Here is a 23,001-nt window from a genome sequence, read left to right on the forward strand (position 1 = left end):
ACACGGGCTACAGGGGCTACAGGGGCACGATGTCCGGCGCCCCCAGCCTCGCCGCGTCCGCCGTCAGGTCGTCCGGCTGCCGCTGCGACTCCCGCTCGGCCTCCACCCGCTTCTCGTAGTGCTGCACCTCCCGCTCCACCTGGTCCTTGTCCCAGCCCAGCACCGGCGCCATCAGCTCCGCGCACTCGCGCGCACTGCGCGTGCCCCGGTCGAACGTCTCGATCGAGATGCGCGTACGCCGTGTCAGTACGTCGTCCAGGTGCCGCGCGCCCTCGTGCGACGCCGCGTAGACGATCTCGGCGCGCAGATAGTCGTCCGCCGCGTGCAGCGGCGCGCCCAGCGAGGGGTCGTCGGCGATCAGCGCGAGCACCTCGTCGGCCATCGAGCCGTACCGGTTCAACAGGTGCTCCACGCGCACCACATGGAGCCCGGTGCGCGCGGCGGTCCTCGCGCGCTCGTTCCACAGCGCCTTGTACCCCTCGGCGCCGACCAACGGGATGTCCTCGGTGACGCATTCGGCGACCCGCTGGTCGAGGCCGTGCACCGCCTCGTCCACCGCGTCCTTCGCCATCACGCGGTACGTCGTGTACTTGCCGCCCGCGACGACGACCAGGCCCGGCGCCGGGTGCGCGACCGTGTGCTCGCGCGACAGCTTGCTCGTGGCGTCCGACTCCCCGGCGAGCAGCGGCCGCAGACCTGCGTAGACCCCCTCCACGTCGTCCCTCGTGAGGGGCACCGCGAGCACCGAGTTCACATGCTCCAGGAGATAGTCGATGTCGGCGCTGGACGCCGCCGGATGCGCCTTGTCCAGGTCCCAGTCGGTGTCCGTCGTGCCCACGATCCAGTGCCGGCCCCAGGGGATGACGAAGAGGACGCTCTTCTCGGTGCGCAGGATCAGCCCGGTCGTCGAGTTGATCCGGTCCTTCGGCACGACCAGATGGATGCCCTTGGACGCCCTGACGTGGAACTGGCCGCGCTCGCCCACCATCGCCTGGGTGTCGTCCGTCCACACCCCCGTGGCGTTCACGATCTGCTTGGCCCTGACCTCGTACTCCCCGCCGCCCTCCACGTCCTGCACGCGGGCACCGACAACGCGCTCGCCCTCCCGCAGGAAGCCGGTCACCCGCGCCCGGTTGGCGACCTTCGCCCCATACGTCGCCGCCGTGCGCACGAGGGTCTCGACATAGCGGGCGTCGTCCATCTGCGCGTCGTAGTACTGCATCGCCCCGACCAGCGCGTCCTTCTTCAGGCACGGGGCGACGCGCAGGGCATGACGCCTGCTCAGATGGCGGTGCATGGGCAGCCCGCGGCCATGGCCCCGGGACATCGACATGGCGTCGTAGAGCGCGACGCCCGACCCGGCGTACAACCGCTCCCAGCCCTTGTGCTGCAAGGGATAGAGGAACGGCACCGGCTTCACGAGGTGCGGGGCGAGCCGCTCCAGGAGCAGCCCGCGCTCCTTCAACGCCTCGCGCACGAGGGCGAAGTCGAGCATCTCCAGATAGCGCAGGCCGCCGTGGATCAGCTTGCTGGACCGGCTCGACGTGCCCGACGCCCAGTCCCGTGCCTCGACCAAGCCCGTGGACAGACCGCGGGTCACGGCGTCCAGCGCGGTGCCCGCGCCGACCACTCCCGCTCCCACGACCAGGATGTCCAGCTCCCGCTCGGCCATTTCCGCAAGTGACTCGGCACGCTCCGCCGGCCCCAGTGTCGCTGTCCTCACCGCTGCCTCCCGCTCGGATCGGGTGTGGTCGGACTCACATCATGCCCAGATTTCGTCCGCGCCCGCCGATCTCGACCGCAGCCTGTGGACAACACTCCGGATCTGCACGGGAGTGCAATGCCGCATAACGGTCATATTTACTCCTAGTCTGACATTGCGCTCGTCCACCTTGTCCACAGGGCTTGCGCGCTCGTCCCAGTCCGGCTATTGGGAGGACGGCCCACCGCCATGCCCGCAGATCTCGCCGTCATCGGTCTCGGCCACCTCGGCCTGCCCCTCGCCCAGGCCGCCGTCGCCGGCGGCATCGCCACCATCGGCTACGACCCCGCGCGCGCCACCGACCTGGCGGGCGGCCGCCTGCCCTGCGACGGCGCCGAGGGAACACTCACCGCCGCCGACGTCCGCCGGATGCTCTCGGGGGGCTTCCGGCCGACCACCGACCCGCTCGAGCTGGGCCGGGTCCGCACCGCCGTCATCTGCGCCCCCACGCCACCGGCGGCGGACCGCTCGCTCGACCTGAGCCAGGTGGCGGACGCGGCCCACGCGCTGGCCGCGCGGCTGCGTCCGCACACCACGGTCATCCTGGAATCGCCGGTGTATCCGGGGACCACCGAGGAGTTCCTGCGCCCGATCCTGGAGACGGGCTCCGGGCTGCGCGCGGGCCGCGACTTCCATCTCGCCTACTCGCCCGGCCGCCTCGACCCCGGCAACCGCACCCACGGCTACGCGGGCACCCCCAAGGTCATCGGCGGCATCACCCCGGCCTGCACCGAATCGGCGGCCGCCTTCTACGGCCGCCTCACCGACAAGGTGGTCCGCGCGCGGGGCCCCCGCGAGGCCGAAACAGTCCACCTCCTGGAGACCAACTACCGGCACGTGAACATGGCCCTGGTCAACGAGATGGCCGTGCTCTGCCACGACCTGGGCATCGACCTGTGGGACGTCATCCGCTGCGCCGAGACCAAGCCGTACGGCTTCCAGGCCTTCCGCCCCGGACCCGGCGTCGGCGGCCACGGAGTCCCCCTGGACATCCCGGGCCCGTCCCGCGGCAGCCGCCCCCTGCGCATGGTCGAGCTGGCCCAGCAGGTCAACGACCGTATGCCGCAGTACGTCATCCAGCGCTCGGCCACGCTGCTCAACGAACACGGCAAGTCCGCCCGCGGCGCCCGCGTCCTACTGCTCGGCGTCACCTACAAGCCCGACCTGGCCGACCAGCAGGGCTCCCCCGCCCGCGAGATCGCGACCCGCCTGATGGAGATGGGCGCAGCAGTCAGCTACCACGACCCCTACGTACCGAACTGGAGCGTCCTGGGCCACCCGGTCCCCCGCGCGGACTCCCTCTACGAGGCCGCGGCGGACGCCGACCTCACGATCCTGCTCCAGCACCACCGGACGTACGACCTACAGGGGCTGGCCGTGAAGGCGCAGCTGCTCCTGGACACGAGGGGCGCGACACCGGCGGGGGCGGCGCACCGCCTCTGAGACACGCGAAGGACCCCGGCGCGCAGATGGCAGATAACAGATTTCAACATCCGTCATGTGTCATCTGTCGCGCGCCAGGGCCCTCGGCAGACCTGCGCCCAGTCAGACCATCACCGCTTGTGCTGCGAATCCGCCACCGTGACCTCGACCCGCTGGAACTCCTTGAGCTCGCTGTAGCCCGTCGTGGCCATCGCGCGGCGCAGGGCGCCGAAGAAGTTCATCGAGCCGTCCGGGATGTGCGAGGGACCGGTGAGGATCTCCTCCGTCGTGCCGACCACGCCGAGGTCGACGCGCTTGCCGCGCGGCACGTCCTCGTGGACGGCCTCCATGCCCCAGTGGTGGCCCTTGCCGGGCGCGTCCGTGGCGCGGGCCAGCGGGGAGCCCATCATCACCGAGTCGGCGCCGCAGGCGATGGCCTTGGGCAGGTCGCCGGACCAGCCCACGCCGCCGTCGGCGATGACGTGCACGTACCGGCCGCCGGACTCGTCCATGTAGTCACGGCGGGCGGCCGCGACATCCGCGACAGCCGTCGCCATCGGCACCTGGATGCCCAGGACGTTGCGCGTGGTGTGCGCGGCGCCGCCGCCGAAGCCGACGAGGACACCGGCAGCGCCGGTCCGCATCAGGTGCAGCGCGGCGGTGTAGGTGGCGCAGCCGCCCACGATCACCGGCACGTCGAGCTCGTAGATGAACTGCTTCAGGTTCAGCGGCTCGGCGGCACCGGAGACGTGCTCGGCGGAGACGGTCGTACCGCGGATCACGAAGATGTCCACGCCCGCGTCCACGACGGCCTTGGAGAACTCGGCGGTGCGCTGCGGGGAGAGCGCGGCGGCGGTGACGACACCGGAGTCGCGCACCTCCTTGATGCGCTGCCCGATCAGGTCGGCCTGGATCGGCGCGGAGTAGATCTCCTGGAGGCGACGGGTCGCGTTGTCCGTGTCCAGCTCGGCGATCTCGTCGAGCAGCGGCTGCGGGTCCTCGTACCGCGTCCACAGGCCCTCGAGGTTCAGCACGCCGAGGCCGCCGAGCTCGCCGATGCGGATGGCGGTGGCCGGCGAGACGACGGAGTCCATGGGAGCCGCCAGGAACGGCAGCTCGAAGCGGTAGGCGTCGATCTGCCAGGCGATCGAGACCTCCTTCGGGTCGCGCGTACGGCGGCTCGGGACGACGGCGATGTCGTCGAAGGCGTACGCCCGGCGGCCGCGCTTGCCGCGCCCGATCTCGATCTCAGTCACGTGTGTGGCCTTTCCCTCTGCGTTTCAGCGCCTCCCAGTATCCCCGACACACACGCGAGGGGCGGCCCCGGGAACCCCGGGCCCGCCCCTTGCGGTGTCTTTCGACTGTCAGCGGCTACTTGCTGCGGCTGTAGTTCGGTGCTTCGACCGTCATCTGGATGTCGTGCGGGTGGCTCTCCTTGAGGCCCGCCGAGGTGATCCGTACGAAACGACCGTTCTCCTGGAGCTCGGGAACCGTACGACCGCCTACGTAGAACATCGACTGGCGCAGACCGCCGACCAGTTGGTGCACGACGGCGGCGAGCGGACCGCGGTAGGGAACCTGGCCCTCGATGCCCTCGGGGACGAGCTTCTCGTCGGAGGCGACGCCCTCCTGGAAGTACCGGTCCTTGGAGAAGGAGCGCTGGTCGCCGCGGGTCTGCATGGCGCCGAGCGAGCCCATGCCGCGGTACGACTTGAACTGCTTGCCGTTGATGAACATCAGCTCGCCCGGCGACTCCTCGCAGCCGGCGAGCAGCGAGCCCAGCATGACCGTGTCGGCGCCGGCGACGAGCGCCTTGGCGATGTCGCCGGAGTACTGCAGGCCGCCGTCGCCGATGACCGGGACACCGGCCTCCTTGGCGGCGAGCGAGGCTTCGTAGATGGCGGTTACCTGCGGTACGCCAATGCCGGCGACGACGCGCGTCGTGCAGATGGAGCCGGGTCCGACACCGACCTTGATGCCGTCGACACCGGCGTCGACCAGCGCCTTGGCGCCGTCGCGCGTGGCGATGTTGCCGCCGATGACGTCCACGCCCGAGGCATTGGACTTGATCTTGGCGACCATGTCGCCGACCAGGCGGGAGTGGCCGTGCGCGGTGTCGACGACGATGAAGTCGACGCCCGCCTCGACCAGCGCCTGGGCGCGCTCGAAGGCGTCACCGGCGACGCCGACGGCGGCGCCTACCAGGAGGCGGCCTTCCTTGTCCTTGGCGGCGTTCGGGTACTTCTCGGCCTTGACGAAGTCCTTGACCGTGATGAGGCCCTTGAGGACGCCCGCGTCGTCGACCAGCGGCAGCTTCTCGATCTTGTGGCGGCGCAGCAGCTCCATGGCGTCCACGCCGGAGATGCCGACCTTGCCGGTGACGAGCGGCATCGGCGTCATGACCTCGCGCACCTGGCGCGTACGGTCCGACTCGAAGGCCATGTCGCGGTTGGTGACGATGCCGAGCAGCTTGCCCGCCGCGTCGGTGACCGGGACGCCGCTGATGCGGAACTTGGCGCAGATCGCGTCGGCCTCGCCGAGCGTCGCGTCCGGGTGCACCGTGATCGGGTCGGTGACCATGCCGGACTCGGAGCGCTTCACGAGGTCGACCTGGTTGGCCTGGTCCGCGATGGAGAGATTGCGGTGCAGGACGCCCACGCCGCCCTGTCGCGCCATGGCGATGGCCATGCGGGACTCGGTGACCTTGTCCATCGCGGCGGAGAGCAGCGGAACGTTCACGCGCACGTTCTTCGAGATGAACGAGGAGGTGTCGATCTGGTCCGGCGCCATGTCGGACGCGCCGGGCAGCAGCAGCACGTCGTCGTAGGTCAGCCCGAGCGTCGCGAATTTTTCGGGCACCCCAGTCGAAGAACCGCCGTTTGCAGTCATGACACCTTCCCCAAATGGCCTTGATCGGTGCGGATGTCCATGCTAACGGGAACGGAGGGTGTCTCATTCCACGATCAAGATCATCGGCCATCTTTGTACGTTCGCACGTGAGACAGGGCGTCGAAAGACAGCCGTCGACCACCCACTGATCGTTACTGCTCGGCCAGTGCCCGCAGACGACTCAGCGCGCGGTGCTGCGCCACCCGCACGGCCCCCGGGGACATCCCCAGCATCTGCCCGGTCTCCTCGGCGGTGAGGCCGACGGCGATCCTCAGGAGCAGCAGCTCCCGCTGGTTCTCCGGAAGGTTGGCCATGAGCTTCTTGGCCCACTCGGCGTCACTGCTGAGCAGCGCGCGCTCCTCGGGGCCGAGGGAGTCGTCGGGGCGCTCCGGCATCTCGTCCGACGGCACGGCCGTGGAGCCGGGATGGCGCATCGCGGCGCGCTGCAGATCGGCGACCTTGTGCGCCGCGATGGCGAAGACGAAGGCTTCGAAGGGGCGCCCCGTGTCCTTGTAGCGCGGCAGGGCGAGGAGGACGGCGACGCACACTTCCTGCGCGAGGTCCTCGACGAAGTGCCGTGCGTCACCGGGCAGTCGGGAAAGACGCGTACGGCAGTAACGCAGCGCCAGCGGGTGCACATGAGCCAGGAGATCGTGCGTGGCCTGCTCATCGCCTTCGACGGCGCGAAGGACGAGGGCACCGATCACCGTCGTCTTGTCATCGCGCATCGGACCATGGTGCCTTGGCGCCGACTGATCCGTGGCACCGCGTCCGTAGTTGTGCACCGAAGCGTTATGAGCAGGTGCGCCGGAACTCATCTCCTGCGCCCTCCCCTCCCGCTCGACCGACTTGTCCCCGAGGAACTCCACACATCAAGGATGCGGCATCGGCGGCGAAGCGGCTGCAACCGCTCCCGCACGGAGGCGCGAAGGGCATCCCTCACCCCGCCCACCGGACGGCGGGCGGGGATCGTCGCGCCCCCGCGGCGGCACACTTAACGAACCAGGCCCCAGCGGAAACCGAGCGCCACGGCGTGCGCGCGGTCCGAGGCGCCGAGCTTCTTGAACAACCGCCGGGCGTGCGTCTTGACCGTGTCCTCGGAGAGAAAAAGCTCACGTCCGATCTCGGCGTTCGACCGGCCGTGGCTCATGCCCTCGAGCACCTGGATCTCCCGCGCGGTGAGCGTGGGCGCCGCGCCCATCTCCGCCGAGCGCAGTCTGCGCGGGGCCAGCCGCCAGGTCGGGTCGGCGAGCGCCTGCGTCACCGTCGCGCGCAGTTCGGCGCGCGAGGCGTCCTTGTGCAGATAGCCGCGGGCGCCGGCGGCGACCGCGAGCGCGACACCGTCCAGGTCCTCGGCGACGGTGAGCATGATGATGCGGGCACCGGGGTCGGCGGACAGCAGCCGCCGCACGGTCTCGACGCCGCCCAGGCCGGGCATGCGTACGTCCATCAGAATCAGGTCCGAGCGGTCGGCGCCCCAGCGGCGGAGGACTTCCTCGCCGTTGGCCGCTGTCGTCACGCGCTCGACGCCGGGCACGGTCGCGACCGCGCGGCGGAGCGCCTCTCGGGCGAGCGGGGAGTCGTCGCAGACGAGGACGGATGTCATGACTGTCCTCCGCGGCTCTCACAGCTGCTGCGCGTCACCTTGAGCCTCCAGGCTGGTACATATTCGTCACCTGTGCGGTTGACGCTCTCGGACATCTGCCCGAGCGCTTGTTCTTTCAACCGCCTCGCACTCTCAACGACGGTCACCCGAAAGAGTTACGGGGCGGTCGGCCACCTTCGGCACTCTACGTGAGGGCGCGGACACAGAGCAGACGGCGCTTAAGACCCTCAACCTTTCATCACAAGCCATGCCCCATTTAGCGGCTTTCCTTCCCTTTTGCTGGTGTCTGTGGCTAGATTCGCAATGAGTCATATTTTCATCTCCTTAGACAGTAGATGTACGGTCATCGGCACGTATCCGCGCCAGAACGGCTACCAGGAGACAAGCAATGGCAGATTTCTCCCGCCTTCCCGGACCGAACGCAGATCTGTGGGACTGGCAGCTCCTCGCGGCCTGCCGCGGGGTCGACAGCTCGCTCTTCTTCCACCCCGAGGGCGAGCGGGGCGCGGCACGCAGCGCGCGCGAGAACTCCGCCAAGGAGGTCTGCATGAGGTGCCCGGTGCGCGCGGAGTGCGCGGCGCACGCCCTCGCGGTACGCGAGCCGTACGGCGTGTGGGGCGGCCTTACCGAGGACGAGCGCGAGGAGCTGATGGGGCGCGCCCGCAACCGACTGGTCACGGCGTCGGCGACGGCGTCAGCGGTCGGCGGAAGCGCGGTCTCGCACTCCTGAAGGAACGTTTCTTCGCAAACGCCCGGCTCCGGGCGAGCGCTCAGCGCTCCGGGCGGCTGCTCAGCGCTCCGCGGCCCGCGCGAGGTGGTCGAGGGTGGCGGCCACGGCCGGCACCTGGGCCAGGTCGGGCAGGGTGAGCGCGACGATCTCGCGCTGCACCGCGGGCTCCACCGTCACCGTGCGTGCACCCTTGGGGCGTACCGACTCGATGGCGAGCTCGGGAAGCACCGCCACCCCGAGGCCCGCGCCGACCAGGCCGATCACCGCCGGATAGTCGTCGGTCGCGAAATCGATCCGGGGCACGAAACCCGCCCCCTGGCAGACCTCGACCAACTGCCTGCGGCAGCGCGGGCAGCCCGCGATCCACGGCTCGTCGGCGAGTTCCCCGATGGCGACCGCGTCGGCCTTCGCGAGGCGGTGCCCCTCGGGGACGAGGCCGACGAGCCGGTCGGCGAGCAGCGGGCGTACGACCAGGTCGTCCCACTCCTCGGCGGCGGAAGCACCTTCGTACCGGAAGGCGAGCGCCACGTCGCAGTCGCCCTCGCGCAGCATCTCCACCGAACGCGGCGGCTCCGCGTCGACCAGCGAGACGCGGGTGCCGGGATGCGCGGCGCGCAGGGCGGCGAGCGCGCTCGGCACCAGGGTCGAGCTGCCGCTGGGGAAGGAGACGAGGCGGACGCGGCCCGCCCGCAGGCCCGCGATGGCGGCGACCTCCTCCTCGGCGGCGGTGAGCCCGGCCAGGATTCCGGAGGCGTGCCGGACCAGGGCCTCGCCGGCCTGGGTCAGGCGCATCTCGCGGCCCGTGCGGATCAGCAGCGGTGTGCCGGCGGACGCTTCGAGGGCCTTCATCTGCTGGCTGACGGCGGGCTGGGTGCAGCCGAGTTCGCGCGCCGCGGCCGAGAAGGAACCGGTGGCGGCGACCGCACGCAGGACGCGGAGATGACGGGCCTCGATCATGCATCGAGCATAAGCGACTCTTGGGCCGGGCGCCCAATATTGCGTCGACGCTTTGAGCTCGCCCGCCTAGCCTTGCCTCCATGAAGCTCCTCTCCGTGAACCTTGGGCGGCTCAAGGCCGTCGACTACACCGACGCCCCCTCGGGCGGCACCGGCATCGACAAGCGACCCGTTGAAGGGGCGGGGGCCGTCCGGGTGAGCGCGCCCGGCGAGAAGGGCGTCGGCGGCAGCGGTCTCGCCGGGGACGAGGTCTGTGACCTGCGGCACCACGGCGGGAACGACCAGGCGGTGTACGCCTTCGCCCGCGAGGACCTCGACGAGTGGGAGCGCGTCATCGGGCGCCCGCTGGCCAACGGCGGATTCGGCGAGAACCTCACGACGTCCGGGCTCGACGTGAGCGGCGCGAAGATCGGCGAGCGCTGGCGGGTCGGCCCCGAGCTGCTCCTCGAGGTCACCTCCAGCCGCATTCCCTGTCGTACGTTCCAGGGGCATGTCGGCGAGCAGGCGTGGGTGAAGCGCTTCACCCAACAGGGCGTGCCCGGCGCGTACTTGCGGGTCATCGAGCCGGGTGAGATCCGGGCCGGCGACGCGATCGAGGTCGTGCACCGTCCCGACCACGAGGTCACCGTCGCCTTCCACTTCAGGGCGGTCACGACGGAGAAGAACCTGCTGCCGAGGCTGCTGGCCGCCGGGGCCGCGCTGCACCCCGAATCGGCTGAATCCGCCCGTAAGTACGCGGAGAAGTACGGCTCTTGACGATGGCGGGCGGTGCGGCCGTCCGGGCGACACGGCGGCCTCCCGACCTCATTAGCCTTGGCGCATGACTACGGCTCTGATTACGGGATCGACCGCCGGTATCGGCGCGGCCTTCGCCCGGCGGCTCGCCGGTGACGGCCACAACCTGGTCCTCGTGGCACGCGACACCGACCGGCTGCGGCGACAGGCGACCGAACTGCACGACCGGCACGGCATCGAGGCGGAGGTCCTGACCGCGGACCTCGCCACGGACGACGGGATCGCCGCCGTCGAGAAGCGGCTCCGGGACCGCAGGAACCCGGTCGACCTCCTGGTCAACAACGCCGGGTTCGGCAACAAGGGCGCGTACCTGGAAGTACCGATGGCCGACGAGCTGACGATGCTCAAGGTGCACTGCGAGGCGGTGCTCCGGCTGACGTCGGCGGCCGTGGAGTCGATGCGGGAGCGGGGCCGCGGCGGTGTCGTCAACGTCGCTTCGGTGGCGGCGTTCGTGCCGCGCGGCACCTACGGCGCGTCGAAGGCGTGGGTCGTCCAGTTCACCCAGGGCGCGGCGAAGGACCTGGCCGGTTCCGGCGTACGGCTGATGGCCCTGTGCCCCGGCTTCGTCCGTACGGAGTTCCACGAGCGGGCCGGGATGGGCACGTCCAACATCCCCAAGTGGATGTGGCTGGACGCCGACAAGCTGGTGGCGGCGGCACTGGCCGACTTGGCCCGCGGCAAGACGCTGTCCATCCCGGACCCCCGCTACAAGACCCTGATGGGCGTGGTGAAGGTGACGCCGAGGGCGCTGCTGGGTGGAGTCACTTCGCGTACGGGACGGAAGTACGGCCCGCAGTAGACAGGGGCGCTCCGAAGCACTGCGGGGCAACTGCGCGACAACCCACGACGGGCCCGCACCCGAAGAGACGCACGGAGGCCCGGCACCCATAGCGGGGTGCCGGGCCTCCGTTTCAGCTACGCGTCAGCGCAGGAGCGGGGTCAGTGCGAGTGACCGTGCCCGTGCCCGTGACCGGCCTCAGCCTCTTCCTCGGCCGGCTTCTCGACGACCAGGGTCTCGGTCGTGAGGAGCAGCGACGCGATGGACGCGGCGTTCTCCAGCGCGGAGCGCGTCACCTTGACGGGGTCGATGACGCCGGCCTTGACCAGGTCGCCGTACTCGCCGGTCGCGGCGTTGAAGCCGAAGCCCTTGTCGAGCTCGGCGACCTTCGAGGTGATGACGTAGCCCTCGAGACCGGCGTTCTCGGCGATCCAGCGCAGCGGCTCGACGGCGGCGCGGCGGACGACCGCGACACCCGTGGCCTCGTCGCCGGTCTTGTCGAGGTTGCCCTCGAGGACCTTGACGGCGTGGACGAGCGCGGAGCCACCACCGGAGACGATGCCCTCCTCGACCGCGGCGCGGGTCGCGGAGATGGCGTCCTCCAGACGGTGCTTCTTCTCCTTCAGCTCCACCTCGGTGGCGGCGCCGACCTTGATGACGCACACGCCGCCGGCCAGCTTCGCGAGGCGCTCCTGGAGCTTCTCGCGGTCCCAGTCGGAGTCCGTGGCCTCGATCTCGGCCTTGATCTGGGCGACGCGGCCCTCGACCTCGGCAGCGTTGCCGCCGCCGTCGACGACGGTGGTGTCGTCCTTGGTGATGGTCACGCGGCGGGCGGTGCCGAGCACGTCCAGGCCGACCTGGTCGAGCTTGAGGCCGACCTCTTCGGCGATGACGGTGCCGCCGGTGAGGGTGGCGAGGTCACCGAGCATGGCCTTGCGGCGGTCGCCGAAGCCGGGGGCCTTCACCGCGACGGCGTTGAAGGTGCCGCGGATCTTGTTCACGACCAGGGTCGAGAGGGCCTCGCCCTCGACGTCCTCGGCGATGATCAGGAGCGGCTTCGAGGCGTTGGCCTGGATGACCTTCTCGAGCAGCGGCAGGAGGTCCTGGATGGAGGAGATCTTGCCCTGGTGGATCAGGATGTACGGGTCGTCGAGGACGGCCTCCATACGCTCCTGGTCGGAGACCATGTACGGCGACAGGTAGCCCTTGTCGAAGGCCATGCCCTCGGTGAAGTCCAGCTCCAGACCGAAGGTGTTGGACTCCTCGACGGTGATGACACCGTCCTTGCCGACCTTGTCCATGGCCTCGGCGATGAGCTCGCCGACCTGCGGGTCCTGGGCGGACAGACCGGCGACGGCCGCGATGTCGGCCTTGTCGTCGATCGGGCGGGCGGTGGCGAGGAGCTCGTCGGACACGGCCTTGACGGCGGCGTCGATGCCCTTCTTCAGGGCGGCCGGGGAGGCGCCGGCGGCGACGTTGCGCAGGCCTTCCTTGACCAGGGCCTGGGCGAGCACGGTGGCGGTGGTGGTGCCGTCACCCGCGATGTCGTTGGTCTTGGTCGCCACCTCCTTCACCAGCTGGGCGCCGAGGTTCTCGTACGGGTCCTCGACCTCGACCTCACGGGCGATGGTGACACCGTCGTTGGTGATGGTCGGGGCGCCGAACTTCTTGTCGATGACGACGTTGCGGCCACGGGGGCCGATCGTCACCTTGACCGTGTCGGCAAGCTTGTTGACGCCGCGCTCGAGGGCGCGACGGGCGTCCTCGTCGAACTTCAGGATCTTCGCCATGGGAGCGGTTCAGCCCTCTCGAAAACTCGGGGTGATACGAACTGCGCCCCTCGCCGCCCGGCAATCAGCGGGGTGACCAGGGGCGCAGCTCAAAGCATGCTTCTGCTTCGGGTGAATTACTTCTCGACGATCGCGAGCACGTCGCGAGCCGAGAGGACGAGGTACTCGTCGCCGTTGTACTTCACCTCGGTGCCGCCGTACTTGCTGTACAGCACGACGTCGCCGACCTTGACGTCGAGCGGCAGGCGCTCGCCGTTCTCGAAGCGGCCCGGGCCCACGGCGAGGACAGCACCCTCCTGGGGCTTCTCCTTCGCGGTGTCCGGAATGACCAGGCCAGAGGCCGTGGTCTGCTCGGCGTCGAGCGGCTGGACCACAATGCGGTCCTCGAGCGGCTTGATGGCAACCTTGGAGCTGGCGGTCGTCACGATCCGGTCTCCCCCTTCGGAGATCTACGGGGTTAACAGTCTGGGGTGGCGACCAGGTGGATCCGTCGTCGCGGGTGCCGGACCTGCCCGTCGCTGTTGGCACTCTCCAGTGGTGAGTGCCAGAAGCGAGACTAGGACGGGGATTAGCACTCGGTCAAGCGGAGTGCCAATTCGCTGACGCGGGTCTTAACCGGCGGGGGGTGCCTTGCGTCTCTCGGGGCAACGTTTCTCCGTGGTCCGGGGTTCCGTCTCCCGTGGCCCTTGGCCCTGTTTCAGCTGTGGCCCGGCAGGTGGGGCTGTGCCCACCCTTCCCCAAGCTCTCGACTCCGCTCGACCAGGGGAGACCCCACTCGCCCTGCCGAACGCCTGCCCACAGGCCGGCGACTCCGTCGGCTTCGGCTTCGGGACCTTCTCCGCCGCCTTTCTCCCCAGCCTCTCGATCGGGTCCACCGACTGGGCGCAGCCGGTGAGGAGTGCGGGCGCGAGGACGCCTGCCGTGAGGGCCCCGGCCAGGAATCGCCGCGCCCGCCCGCTCACAGGTAGTCCTCCAGCCTGGCCACCGCGTACCCCTTGTCGGTGACCGTCTTCATGACCTTGCGGATCATGTCCGGCATGGTGCCCTTCCAGTCCTCGCGGCCCCGGAAGTGCGTGAGGATGATGTCGCCGGGGTGCAGGTCCCGGTCCCACTCGCGCCACTCCATGCGGTCGGCGAAGCCCTCGGACGCCCAGAGCGGCACGGCCTTGATGCCGCAGGACTTGGCGGCGCGCAGGGTGGCCTCGTTGTAGTTGCCGTACGGCGGCCGGAAGAGCTCGGGCCGTTTGCCGTACCGCTTCTGGATGGTGTCCTGCATGCCGCAGATCTCGCGGCGCTGACCCTCGTACGAAAGCCCCGGCATATAGCGGTGGTTGAGGGTGTGGTTGTTCAGGACGACGCCACGGCTCTGCATCTTCTTGAAGTAGCCGTAGTCCTCGTTGACCAGGTAGTCGCTGAGGAACGCGGTGTACGGGATCTTCAGGTCGCTCATCATCCTCAGGAACGCCGGGTCCTTCTCGGCGCCGTCGTCGATGGTGAGGAAGACGACCTTCCGCTTGGTCGGGATGGTGGTGAAGACGGGCGGCAGCTTCGACTGCCCCTTCACCTCGAAGCCCTTGCGGGTGGTGATCCGCGGCTTCTTCGCGGGCGCGGCGGGTGCGGCGAGCGGGGTCTTCGCCAGGCCCCAGCGTTTCGCGGCGGCGGCGCGGGCGAGCTGGGCCACGTGCAGCTTCTGGGCGTACGAGTCGAGGGCGCGGGCGGGCGGGTCCTGGAGCCGCTGCTGACCGGGGGCCGGCCGTACGCCGTCCGACTCGCCCCCGATGGCGCAGCCGGAGGCGACGGCGGAGACGGTGAGGACGGCCGCGGTGGCGCGCACCCGGTTTCTCCGCCATCTCCCGTATTTATCGTTTTGTCGTACTAGTTGCATGGCGCCGGATCTTTGCAGCTCAAGGCAGTGATCCGGGGCCGACACCGCCGCCGGGCGCGCACCATCCACCGACTGGCCCACAATGGGCCGGGTGAACGACCTCGACTCCGCCCTGACCTCCTTCGCCGCGCTGCTCACCCCCGAAGGCCGGTCGCTGCTCGATCTCGACGAGGTGCGGGAGGCCGACCCCGCGCGGGAGCTGGCCGTGGCCACCCGGCTGCGCCGCGAGCATCCGGCGGAGCTGGTCTCGGCGGCGCTCGCGCAGGCGCGGCTGCGGCGGCGGGCGGTGGCGAAGTTCGGGGCCGAGGACGCGGGGCGGATGTTCTTCACGCCGAACGGCGTCGAGCAGTCGACGCGGACGAGTGTGGCGGTGCATCGCGCCGAGCGCTTCAAGTCCCTGGGCGTACGGAGCCTCGCCGATCTCTGCTGTGGCATCGGGGGCGACGCGATCGCGCTCGCGCGGGCGGGGATCGCGGTGCTGGCCGTGGACCGTGATCCGCTGACGTGCGCGGTGGCGCGGGCGAACGCGGAGGCGTTGGGGCTCGCGGAGTTGATCGAGGTACGCGAGGCGGATGTCACCGAGGTCGACACGTCCGCGTACGACGCCGTGTTCGTGGACCCGGCGCGGCGCGGGGGGCGGGGCCGGATCTTCGACCCCGAGGCGTATTCGCCGCCGCTGTCCTGGGCCGTCGAGGCCGCCCGCGAGGCGCCGCGGGCGGCGCTGAAGATCGCGCCGGGGATTCCGCACGAGGCGGTGCCGGCCGATGCCGCCGCGGAGTGGATCTCGGACGGCGGGGACGTGAAGGAGGCGGTGCTGTGGTTCGGCACGGACTCCCCCGCCTGGCACCACGCGACGCTGCTGCCGTCGGGTGCCTCGCTGAGCTCCTCGCTCGCCGAGATGCTGCCGGACCCCGAGGTCCGGCCGGTCGGCCGCTACCTCTACGAGCCGGACGGTGCGGTCATCCGGGCGCATCTGGTGGCGGAGGTGGCCGCGCGGGTCGAGGGCGGACTGATCGACGAGACGATCGCGTACGTCACGTCCGACGCCCTGCATGAGACGCCGTACGCGGTGGCGTACGAGATCACCGACCAACTGCCCTTCGGCGTGAAGAAGCTGAAGGCGCTGCTGAGGGAGCGGGAGGTGGGCGTCCTGACGGTGAAGAAGCGGGGTTCGGCGGTGGAGCCGGAGGAACTCCGCAGGAAGGTGAAGCCGCAGGGCCCGAACGCGGCGACGGTGTTCCTCACGCGGGCAGACGGCGCACCGACCATGCTGATCGGCCACCCGGTGACGGCGCATCTCAGCCCGTCCGGCGTTTGAGGACGAACTCGGCGAAGCCGGTGATGACGGCCACCTCACGGCCGGCGGCAGCCGGAAAGCTTCGGGAAGGGGTGGGGTTGGGGAAGGAATCCGCCCCAGCACTACCCGCACCCCTCCGCCCGCCCCAACAACAGCTCCCGCTCCCGCGCGTTCGACGCCAGACCCGCCGCCCGTTCGAACTCCGCACGCGCCTCCGCGCTCCGGCCGAGGCGGGCCAGCAAGTCGCCGCGCACGCTCGGCAGCAAGTGGTAACCCCGCAGGGAAGGTTCGGCCGCCAGTGCGTCCACCAGGGGCAGTGCCTCCGCCGGGCCGGAGGCCATCGACACCGCGACCGCGCGGTTCAACTCGACCACCGGGGACGGGGTACGGGCCGCCAGCAGGCCGTAGAGGGCGGCGATCTGCGCCCAGTCGGTCTCCTCGTACGTATACGCGTGCGCGTGGCACGCGGCGATCGCGGCCTGCAGGGCGTACGGGCCGAGGGAGCCCGGCGACGCCGCCTGCGCACGCGCCAGCGCGGCGAAGCCGCGCCGGATCAGCATCTGGTTCCAGCGCGCCCTGCTCTGGTCCTTGAGCAGCACCGGCTCACCGCCCGGCCCCGTCCGCGCCGCCGAGCGCGAGGCCTGGAGCTCCAACAGCGCCGCCAGGCCGTGCACTTCGGACTCCTTCGGCATCAGCCCGGCGAGGACCCGCGCAAGACGCAGCGCGTCCTCGCAGAGCCCCGGCCGCAGCAGATCGTCCCCCGCGGTCGCCGCGTACCCCTCGTTGAAGATGAGGTAGATGACCTCCAGGACGGACCCGAGGCGGGCCTCGCGGTCAGGGCCGTACGGGACCTCGAAGGCGACGCCCTTCGCCGCCAGCGTCCGCTTGGCCCGCACGATCCGCTGGGCGACCGTCGGCTCCGGGGCCAGCACCGCGCGGGCGATCTCCGGTGTCGTCAGACCGCCGAGCAGCCGCAGGGTCAGCGCCACGCGGGCCTCGGCGGAGAGCACCGGGTGGCAGGCGGTGAAGACGAGGCGGAGCAGGTCGTCGTCGATGTCGTCGGGGTCGGCCGGCTCGTCCAGGTACGGCGGCGCGGACTCCTGGTCGCGCCCCACCTCCGCCAGCTTGCGCGCGTACCGCTCCCGGCGGCGCACCAGGTCGATCGCCCGATGCTTGGCGGTGGCCATGAGCCAGGCACCCGGATTGTCGGGGACCCCCGCGTCCGGCCACTGTTCGAGCGCCGCGACCAACGCGTCCTGCGCCAGCTCCTCGGCGATGCCGACGTCCCGCACGATCCGCGCGACACCGGCGATGATGCGCGGCGACTCCATGCGGAAGACGGTTTCGACGGTGCTGCGGGGGTGCTCCGGCGGATGGCTCACGGCCAACCATCAGAACACCCCGGCACCCGCGCCGCAAAGGCTCAGCCCTCGATCTCCCGGACCTCGGCGGAGATCGTCCAGTAGTCCTCGTGGGTCTTCAGGAACCGCTTGGTCCACTCGACGGCCTCGGCCATGTCCTTGGCCTGGCAGATCGAGTAGCCGCCGATGACCTCCTTGGTCTCGGTGAACGGCCCGTCGGTGGTGGAGATCTCGCCCTTGTCCCAGGTGACGCGGGTGCCCTCGGAGCTCGGCTTCAGGCCCGCGGTGTCGAGCATGACCCCGGCCTTGGTGATCTCCTCGAGCAGCGCGCCCATCCGCTCCTGGAGCTCGGGGCTCGGACCGCCCTCGGGGACGTTGTTCTCGTCGATGCGGATCATCGTCAGGTAGCGCGGCATGGTGGTCTCCCATCGGTGGCGGCGGGGGCTTCTCCTCGCCTCTCACCCCTGCGTCGAACGGGAGACGCCCGTTTCGACATCGTCGCCGAGATTCTTTGAACTTTCTTCCGCGGCGTACGTCGGTGCAGGTCGCGGCGGTGACATCGGTGACGCCGGCGCCCCTCGGCGCCCGTGCAGCACCGCCGTCGCAAGCGCGGCCGCCACCAGCAGCCCCGCCGACACCGCGAAGGCCGCCGCATGCCCGTCCGCGAGGTCCGCGGGCCCCCGCCCGGACCCCGTGGCGCTCGCCGCGACGGTGACCAGGACCGCGAGGCCCAGCGAGCCGCCGAGCTGGCGGGAGCTGTTGAGCAGGCCGGAGGCCATGCCGACCTCCTCGGCGGCCACCCCCGAGGTCGCCGCCGTGCCCACCGGCATGAAGCACATGCCGATGCCGACGCTCGCCACCAGGGACGGGCCGAGGATCGACGAGAGGAAGGTGCCGTCCGCGTCGACGGCGAGCGCGAACCAGCCGAACCCGGCGGCGCCGAGCAGCCCGCCGGTCACGAGCAGCGCCCGCTCCCCCACCTTCGCCACGGTCTTGGTGGCGAGCGTCGACCCGGCGACGACGCCCGCGCAGAACGGCAGGAAGGAGGCACCGGCCGCAGTCGGCCCGTACCCGAGGACCTCCTGGAGATAGAGCGAGGTGAAGTAGAAGGCGGCGAACTGGCCCGATGACATCAGGAGCACGAAGACGTTCGCGGAGAGCACGGGCCGGTGGGCGGTGGACAGCAGCCCGAGCCTGAGCAGCGGCTCGCGCTTGCGGGCCTCGACGGCGACGAACGCCGCGAGCAGCACGGCCGCCGCGCCGAGCGTGCCCAGGGTGGTGCCCGAGCCCCAGCCGTAGGTCTCCGTGCGCACCAGGCCGAGCACCAGCACCGACATCCCGGCCGTGACGAGCAGGGCGCCCGTCACGTCCAGGCGGGGCGCCGGTCCCGTACGCCGGTCGACGGGCACCCCGGAGCGCGCGGCGAGGAGCGCGACGATCACCACGGGCACATTGATCAGCATCACGGAGCGCCAGCCCACCCAGTCGGTGAGCAGCCCGCCCGCCATGATGCCGACCGCGCCGCCGAGCGCCCCCGCTATGCCCCAGAGCCCGAGCGCCCGCGAACGCGCGGCCCCCGCCTCGTAGTTGACGGTGATCAGGGCGAGGGCGACGGGGGCGAGCGCGGCGGCTCCGGCGCCCTGCACGGCCCGCGCGGCGACGAGTTGCCCCGGAGCACCGGCGAGGCCGCCCGCGAGGCTCGCCACGCCGAAGACGGCGAAACCGGCGATGAGGGTGCGCCGCCGCCCCACCAGATCGGCGAGCCGCCCGCCCAGCATGAGCAGGCCGCCGAAGGCGAGCGCGTAGGCGTTGACCACCCAGATCAGTGAATCGGCGCCGAATCCGAGGTCGTCGCCGATGTCGGGCAGCGCGATGTTGACGACGGACATGTCGAGGGAGACGAGGAACTGCACGGTGAGCAGGACCGGCAGCAGCCAACGGCTCCGTTGCGAGGGCATCGGGTCAGCAGTTGTCACCATGCCCAGGCACATTACTATACGCGTATAGAAAATCAACGGGAAAAGCGTGCCGCCGCACGTCGCCCGCCCCCGCCGGGGCGCGACAATGAGCCACGTGGCAGCCAAAGCAGAAGACAAAGAAGGCGCGGCGAAACCCGCCGGGGAGAAGAAGAAGCGCGGCCGCCCCAGCCGCATCGACCTCGGCACGATCGTCGACGTCGCGCGCCGCATCCTCCAGGAGGAGGGCGTCGCCGCCCTGAGCATGCGCCGGGTCGCCAAGGAGGTCGGCACGACCCCGATGGCGCTCTACCACCACGTACGCGACAAGGACGAGCTCCTGATGCTCACCCTGTCCGGCACGGCCGACACCGTCCCGCGCCCCGAACTCCCCGACGACCCGCGCGACCGGATGCTCGCGGTCTCCGTCCATATGCACGGGACGCTGGCCCGACTGCCCTGGGTGGTCGAGGTGCTGAGCCTCGGCGACCTCACCGACAAGGGCGCCCTGTGGATGGTCGAGGAGATCATCGGCTCGGCCATGACGCTCGGCCTCACGCCGGGCCAGGCCGTCGCCGCGTACCGCACGATCTGGCACTGCGTGTACGGCGATCTGGTCTTCCGGCAGGCGATGGCCCGCCGCGCCGAGGAACCGGACCGCAAGCGCCACTTCCCCGGCCTGCTCACGGAGGCGGATGCCGCCGAACTCCCCCATATGACCGCACTCGCCGACCGCTGGCTGGAACTGACCGCGGACTACGACGTGTCCAGGCAACTGGAAGCGGTTATCGACGGGCTTCTGGGGCAGGTGGGACGCACCTGAACACGGCCGGCGAGTACGGGGGATCGGATGGCACTGCTGAACCAAGGCATACGGCAAGGGAGTTCGCGCCGCGCGGCTCCGGAGGCGTCAGCCGCGTATGTGCGGATGGGCGCGCTCGTCGCCCTGTACGCGACGGGGGCCGCCGCCTTCATCGGGTACGAGCTGGAGCAGCGTCATGTGGACGCCGGTGACTTCTTCAAGACGGTGTACGACCCCAGGCTGCCGGCCGTCCCCTGGGCGCAGACCCCCACGGACTGGGCGCTGATCGTGACCGCGCTCGTCTTCGGCGGGATCGCGCTGGCCCGGCGGCGCGTCGCACGCGGCGCGCTGATGCTGCTCGCCGCGCTGCTGATCGGCCTGTCCGCGCGGGAGCTGGTGGGCCTCGCGGTCTCCGAGCCGTACCGGAACATGCTCGACGCGCTCGACCACGGCCAACTCCTCATCGCCTTCCGGGTCCTCGGGCTCCTCGTCGGCATCGCGGTGCTGATCGAGATGGCGCGTGCGGGGCGGTACGACAGCACCCCCGGAGGCGGCATCGCCCCGGGCGCACCCGCCCCGTACGACGCGGTGCCCGGCTACGGCCCGCCTCCCGCGTACGCGCCCGACGGCTTCGGCCGGCCGCCGCTGCCGCCCGGCGCCGCCCGCCCGAGGTTCACCGCGGCGGGCGTGCTCCTCGCGGTGGGCGGCGCGGTGTCGCTCGCCTGGCTGATCTACCGGCTGACCCGGCCCGAGGTGTACGTCGCCAGCGGCTCTCAAGTGCACGAAGGGGCCGGCGCGTTCCTGCGTGACGTGGTCGACGCCTCGTACACCGCGTCGGTCGCGTCCTCGTACCACACGGTGGCCCTCGTGGTGGCGCCGGTGGTGATCGCCGTGCTGCTCTTCGCGGGGCGCCCCGCGGCCCGCGGCGCCGCGCTCGTCCTGACGCTGGTGATGCTCTATCTGGACGTGCGCGGCCTGTACGGGTACGTCGCCGAGGGCGATCTCGACCAGTACTTCGACAGCACGCTCGGCACGCTCGCCCTGCTGTCGACGGTGTTCACCGCGGGCCTCGGCGCCGCGGTCCTCTTCCTGCTGATCCCGGCCCGCGAGGACCACTAAGGTCCGTCGACGCCGACCGACTCGAACCGCCACCTGTGCACCGCCCGCGTCACCAACTCCGGCGCGGGCTCCGGCAGTTCGGGGAGGTCGGCGTCGTACGCGGCGTCCCACCAGGTCAGCACGAGGACCCGGTCCTGCGGGGCACGGAAGCTCTCCCGCCGGACCGGCGCACCGTCCAGGACCTGCGCCCGCGCCCAGGCGAGCAGTTCCTCGCCGCGCCCTTCGGCGGCGCGGGCCTCCCACATCAGCGCGACGGTCACGAGTAGAGGTTCTCCTTGCTGACCTCGTGCACATGGTCGTGGCCGTGCGAGTGGCCGTGGCCGTGATCATGGGAGTGGCCCGGTACATGCGGCTCCGTCACCGGCAGCGAGGAGTCCGCCGAAAGGTCCCAGGACGAGGCCGAGCGGTTCCTGGCCACCATCTCCGCGCCGAGGGCGGCCACCATCGCGCCGTTGTCCGTGCACAGCTTCGGCCGCGGCACCCGCAGCCGGATTCCGGCGGCCTCGCAGCGCTCCTGGGCGAGCGCCCGCAGCCGGGAGTTGGCGGCCACGCCGCCGCCGATCATCAGGTGGTCGACGCCCTCGTCCTTGCAGGCCCGCACGGCCTTGCGGGTCAGCACGTCGACGACCGCCTCCTGGAAGGACGCCGCCACGTCACGCACCGGGACGTCCTCGCCCGCGGCCCGCTTGGCCTCGATCCAGCGCGCGACGGACGTCTTCAGACCGGAGAAGGAGAAGTCGTACGCCGGGTCGCGCGGCCCGGTGAGACCGCGCGGGAAGGTGATCGCGTTCGGGTCGCCCTCGCGCGCGTACCGGTCGATGACGGGACCGCCGGGGAAGCCCAGGTTGAGCACCCGCGCGATCTTGTCGAAGGCCTCGCCCGCCGCGTCGTCGATGGTCGCGCCCAGCGGACGTACGTCGGAGGTGATGTCCGCGGAGAGCAGCAGCGAGGAGTGGCCGCCGGACACGAGCAGCGCCATCGTCGGCTCGGGCAGCGTGCCGTGCTCCAGCTGGTCCACGCAGATGTGCGAGGCCAGGTGGTTGACGCCGTACATCGGCTTGCCGAGCGCGTACGCGTACGCCTTGGCCGCCGAGACACCCACGAGCAGCGCGCCCGCGAGACCGGGCCCCGCGGTCACCGCGATGCCGTCCAGGTCCTTCGCGCTCACCCCCGCTTCCTTCAGGGCGCGGTCGATGGTCGGCACCATCGCCTCGAGGTGCGCGCGCGACGCGACCTCGGGCACGACGCCGCCGAAGCGGGCGTGCTCGTCGACGCTGGAGGCGACGGCGTCGGCGAGCAGGGTGGTGCCGCGGACGATGCCGACACCGGTCTCGTCGCAGGAGGTCTCGATGCCGAGTACGAGGGGTTCGTCAGCCATGGGAGTCGGTTCCTTGCACGGGGTTCACTGAGGTTGAGGGGTCGGTCAGGCGCATCACCAGGGCGTCCACATTGCCCGGCTGGTAGTACCCGCGTCTGAAGCCGATGGGCTCGAAGCCGAAGCGCTCGTACAGCTTCTGGGCCCGGGTGTTGTCGACCCGCACCTCGAGCATGACCTCGGCGCACTCGAAGGCGGTCGCCGCGCCCAGCAGATCGGTCAGGAGCCGGGAGCCGAGCCCCGTGCCCCAGTGGCTGGGGGCCACGGCGATGGTCTGTACGTCGGCCTGCTCGCCGGAGGAGGCGAGCCCCGCGTACCCGACAAGCCGGTCCGCGTCGACGGCCACCACATAGCGGCGGGTGGCCAGCGGCCCGCGGGCGTGGGCGAGTTCGGACCAGAACATGCCGCGCGACCAGGCGTCGTCCGGGAAGAGCTCCTTCTCCAGGACGAAGACGGGATCGATGTCCCACCAGCGCATC

At 70.9% G+C, this 23,001-nt stretch carries 22 protein-coding genes; 7 read left to right on the forward strand and 15 right to left on the reverse strand.

Annotation, left to right across the window (positions count from 1 at the left end; all coding sequences use genetic code 11):
* Positions 1 to 16: 16 nt before the first annotated feature.
* Positions 17 to 1,723 (reverse strand): glycerol-3-phosphate dehydrogenase/oxidase, encoded by a 1,707-nt coding sequence (locus ACIBKX_RS12490; RefSeq protein WP_363272979.1) that lies wholly within the window; start codon positions 1,721 to 1,723, stop codon positions 17 to 19.
* 228 nt (positions 1,724 to 1,951) lie between these two features.
* Between ACIBKX_RS12490 and ACIBKX_RS12495 the strand changes: the two genes are divergently transcribed.
* Positions 1,952 to 3,205, forward strand: coding sequence for a nucleotide sugar dehydrogenase (locus ACIBKX_RS12495; RefSeq protein ID WP_363272978.1), 1,254 nt, complete (start codon positions 1,952 to 1,954; stop codon positions 3,203 to 3,205).
* A 110-nt stretch (positions 3,206 to 3,315) separates the two neighbouring features.
* On the opposite strand, the gene ACIBKX_RS12500 is transcribed toward ACIBKX_RS12495, so the two are convergent.
* From ACIBKX_RS12500 to ACIBKX_RS12515, 4 genes are all read right to left on the reverse strand, one after another.
* Positions 3,316 to 4,440 carry a GuaB3 family IMP dehydrogenase-related protein gene (locus tag ACIBKX_RS12500; RefSeq protein WP_135333560.1) on the reverse strand — a complete coding sequence of 375 codons (1,125 nt, stop codon included), beginning with the start codon at positions 4,438 to 4,440 and terminating at the stop codon, positions 3,316 to 3,318.
* Between the two features lie 115 nt (positions 4,441 to 4,555).
* Positions 4,556 to 6,073, reverse strand: a complete 1,518-nt coding sequence (gene guaB, locus ACIBKX_RS12505) for an IMP dehydrogenase (RefSeq protein ID WP_363272977.1) — start codon at positions 6,071 to 6,073, stop codon at positions 4,556 to 4,558.
* A 152-nt stretch (positions 6,074 to 6,225) separates the two neighbouring features.
* A complete protein-coding gene (locus tag ACIBKX_RS12510) occupies positions 6,226 to 6,801 on the reverse strand; it encodes a sigma-70 family RNA polymerase sigma factor (RefSeq protein WP_055549856.1) in 576 nt (191 codons plus the stop codon).
* Positions 6,802 to 7,067: 266 nt separating this feature from the next.
* On the reverse strand, positions 7,068 to 7,679 hold the full coding sequence (locus ACIBKX_RS12515; RefSeq protein WP_003948568.1) for a response regulator transcription factor: 612 nt from the start codon (positions 7,677 to 7,679) through the stop codon (positions 7,068 to 7,070).
* A gap of 388 nt (positions 7,680 to 8,067) precedes the next feature.
* On the opposite strand from ACIBKX_RS12515, the gene ACIBKX_RS12520 reads away from it, so the two are divergent.
* Entirely contained in the window at positions 8,068 to 8,409 is a 342-nt protein-coding gene (locus ACIBKX_RS12520) for a WhiB family transcriptional regulator (protein WP_363272976.1), read from the forward strand.
* Between the two features lie 60 nt (positions 8,410 to 8,469).
* Here the strand turns inward: ACIBKX_RS12520 and ACIBKX_RS12525 are convergent, their stop codons facing one another.
* Positions 8,470 to 9,366 (reverse strand): LysR family transcriptional regulator, encoded by an 897-nt coding sequence (locus ACIBKX_RS12525; protein ID WP_363272975.1) that lies wholly within the window; start codon positions 9,364 to 9,366, stop codon positions 8,470 to 8,472.
* 80 nt (positions 9,367 to 9,446) lie between these two features.
* Between ACIBKX_RS12525 and ACIBKX_RS12530 the strand changes: the two genes are divergently transcribed.
* Positions 9,447 to 10,121, forward strand: a complete 675-nt coding sequence (locus ACIBKX_RS12530; RefSeq protein WP_363272973.1) for an MOSC domain-containing protein — start codon at positions 9,447 to 9,449, stop codon at positions 10,119 to 10,121.
* Positions 10,122 to 10,185: 64 nt separating this feature from the next.
* Positions 10,186 to 10,959: an SDR family oxidoreductase gene (locus ACIBKX_RS12535; RefSeq protein ID WP_363272972.1), complete on the forward strand. Its 774-nt coding sequence runs from the start codon at positions 10,186 to 10,188 to the stop codon at positions 10,957 to 10,959.
* 140 nt (positions 10,960 to 11,099) lie between these two features.
* Here ACIBKX_RS12535 and groL read toward each other — a convergent pair whose 3' ends face one another.
* The 3 genes from groL to ACIBKX_RS12550 all read right to left on the reverse strand — a co-directional run bounded on the left by groL (position 11,100) and on the right by ACIBKX_RS12550 (position 14,613).
* Complete coding sequence (groL, locus tag ACIBKX_RS12540; protein ID WP_363272970.1) at positions 11,100 to 12,728, reverse strand: chaperonin GroEL; 1,629 nt, start codon at positions 12,726 to 12,728, stop codon at positions 11,100 to 11,102.
* Positions 12,729 to 12,844: 116 nt separating this feature from the next.
* Positions 12,845 to 13,153: a co-chaperone GroES gene (gene groES / locus ACIBKX_RS12545; protein ID WP_006347174.1), complete on the reverse strand. Its 309-nt coding sequence runs from the start codon at positions 13,151 to 13,153 to the stop codon at positions 12,845 to 12,847.
* 533 nt (positions 13,154 to 13,686) lie between these two features.
* Entirely contained in the window at positions 13,687 to 14,613 is a 927-nt protein-coding gene (locus tag ACIBKX_RS12550) for a polysaccharide deacetylase family protein (protein ID WP_363272969.1), read from the reverse strand.
* 82 nt (positions 14,614 to 14,695) lie between these two features.
* Here ACIBKX_RS12550 and ACIBKX_RS12555 point away from each other — a divergent pair, with 82 nt between their 5' ends.
* The gene (locus ACIBKX_RS12555) at positions 14,696 to 15,931 is read left to right on the forward strand and encodes a methyltransferase domain-containing protein (RefSeq protein ID WP_363272968.1); all 1,236 of its coding nucleotides are present in this window, start codon (positions 14,696 to 14,698) and stop codon (positions 15,929 to 15,931) included.
* Between the two features lie 101 nt (positions 15,932 to 16,032).
* Here ACIBKX_RS12555 and ACIBKX_RS12560 read toward each other — a convergent pair whose 3' ends face one another.
* The 3 genes from ACIBKX_RS12560 to ACIBKX_RS12570 all read right to left on the reverse strand — a co-directional run bounded on the left by ACIBKX_RS12560 (position 16,033) and on the right by ACIBKX_RS12570 (position 19,250).
* Complete coding sequence (locus tag ACIBKX_RS12560) at positions 16,033 to 17,241, reverse strand: DUF6596 domain-containing protein (protein WP_363272967.1); 1,209 nt, start codon at positions 17,239 to 17,241, stop codon at positions 16,033 to 16,035.
* A 92-nt stretch (positions 17,242 to 17,333) separates the two neighbouring features.
* Positions 17,334 to 17,687 carry a YciI family protein gene (locus tag ACIBKX_RS12565; RefSeq protein WP_363272966.1) on the reverse strand — a complete coding sequence of 118 codons (354 nt, stop codon included), beginning with the start codon at positions 17,685 to 17,687 and terminating at the stop codon, positions 17,334 to 17,336.
* A gap of 42 nt (positions 17,688 to 17,729) precedes the next feature.
* Entirely contained in the window at positions 17,730 to 19,250 is a 1,521-nt protein-coding gene (locus ACIBKX_RS12570) for an MFS transporter (protein WP_363272965.1), read from the reverse strand.
* Between the two features lie 85 nt (positions 19,251 to 19,335).
* Here ACIBKX_RS12570 and ACIBKX_RS12575 point away from each other — a divergent pair, with 85 nt between their 5' ends.
* The gene (locus tag ACIBKX_RS12575) at positions 19,336 to 20,049 is read left to right on the forward strand and encodes a TetR/AcrR family transcriptional regulator (RefSeq protein ID WP_399375743.1); all 714 of its coding nucleotides are present in this window, start codon (positions 19,336 to 19,338) and stop codon (positions 20,047 to 20,049) included.
* A 27-nt stretch (positions 20,050 to 20,076) separates the two neighbouring features.
* Entirely contained in the window at positions 20,077 to 21,147 is a 1,071-nt protein-coding gene (locus tag ACIBKX_RS12580) for a hypothetical protein (protein ID WP_363272962.1), read from the forward strand.
* Here ACIBKX_RS12580 and ACIBKX_RS12585 read toward each other — a convergent pair.
* From ACIBKX_RS12585 to rimI, 3 genes are read right to left on the reverse strand one after another with little or no spacing between them, the layout of a single operon-like run.
* Positions 21,144 to 21,407, reverse strand: coding sequence for a hypothetical protein (locus ACIBKX_RS12585; RefSeq protein WP_363272961.1), 264 nt, complete (start codon positions 21,405 to 21,407; stop codon positions 21,144 to 21,146). The genes ACIBKX_RS12580 and ACIBKX_RS12585 overlap by 4 nt on opposite strands.
* Positions 21,404 to 22,525, reverse strand: a complete 1,122-nt coding sequence (tsaD, locus tag ACIBKX_RS12590; protein WP_363272960.1) for a tRNA (adenosine(37)-N6)-threonylcarbamoyltransferase complex transferase subunit TsaD — start codon at positions 22,523 to 22,525, stop codon at positions 21,404 to 21,406. The genes ACIBKX_RS12585 and tsaD overlap by 4 nt, the downstream gene beginning before the upstream one ends.
* Positions 22,518 to 23,000: a ribosomal protein S18-alanine N-acetyltransferase gene (gene rimI / locus ACIBKX_RS12595; protein ID WP_363273050.1), complete on the reverse strand. Its 483-nt coding sequence runs from the start codon at positions 22,998 to 23,000 to the stop codon at positions 22,518 to 22,520. Before rimI ends, tsaD begins: the two co-directional genes overlap by 8 nt.
* Between the last annotated feature and the right edge of the window lies 1 nt (position 23,001).

The sequence above is a fragment of the Streptomyces sp. NPDC050658 genome (assembly GCF_044457025.1).
Taxonomy (GTDB): Bacteria; Actinomycetota; Actinomycetes; order Streptomycetales; family Streptomycetaceae; genus Streptomyces.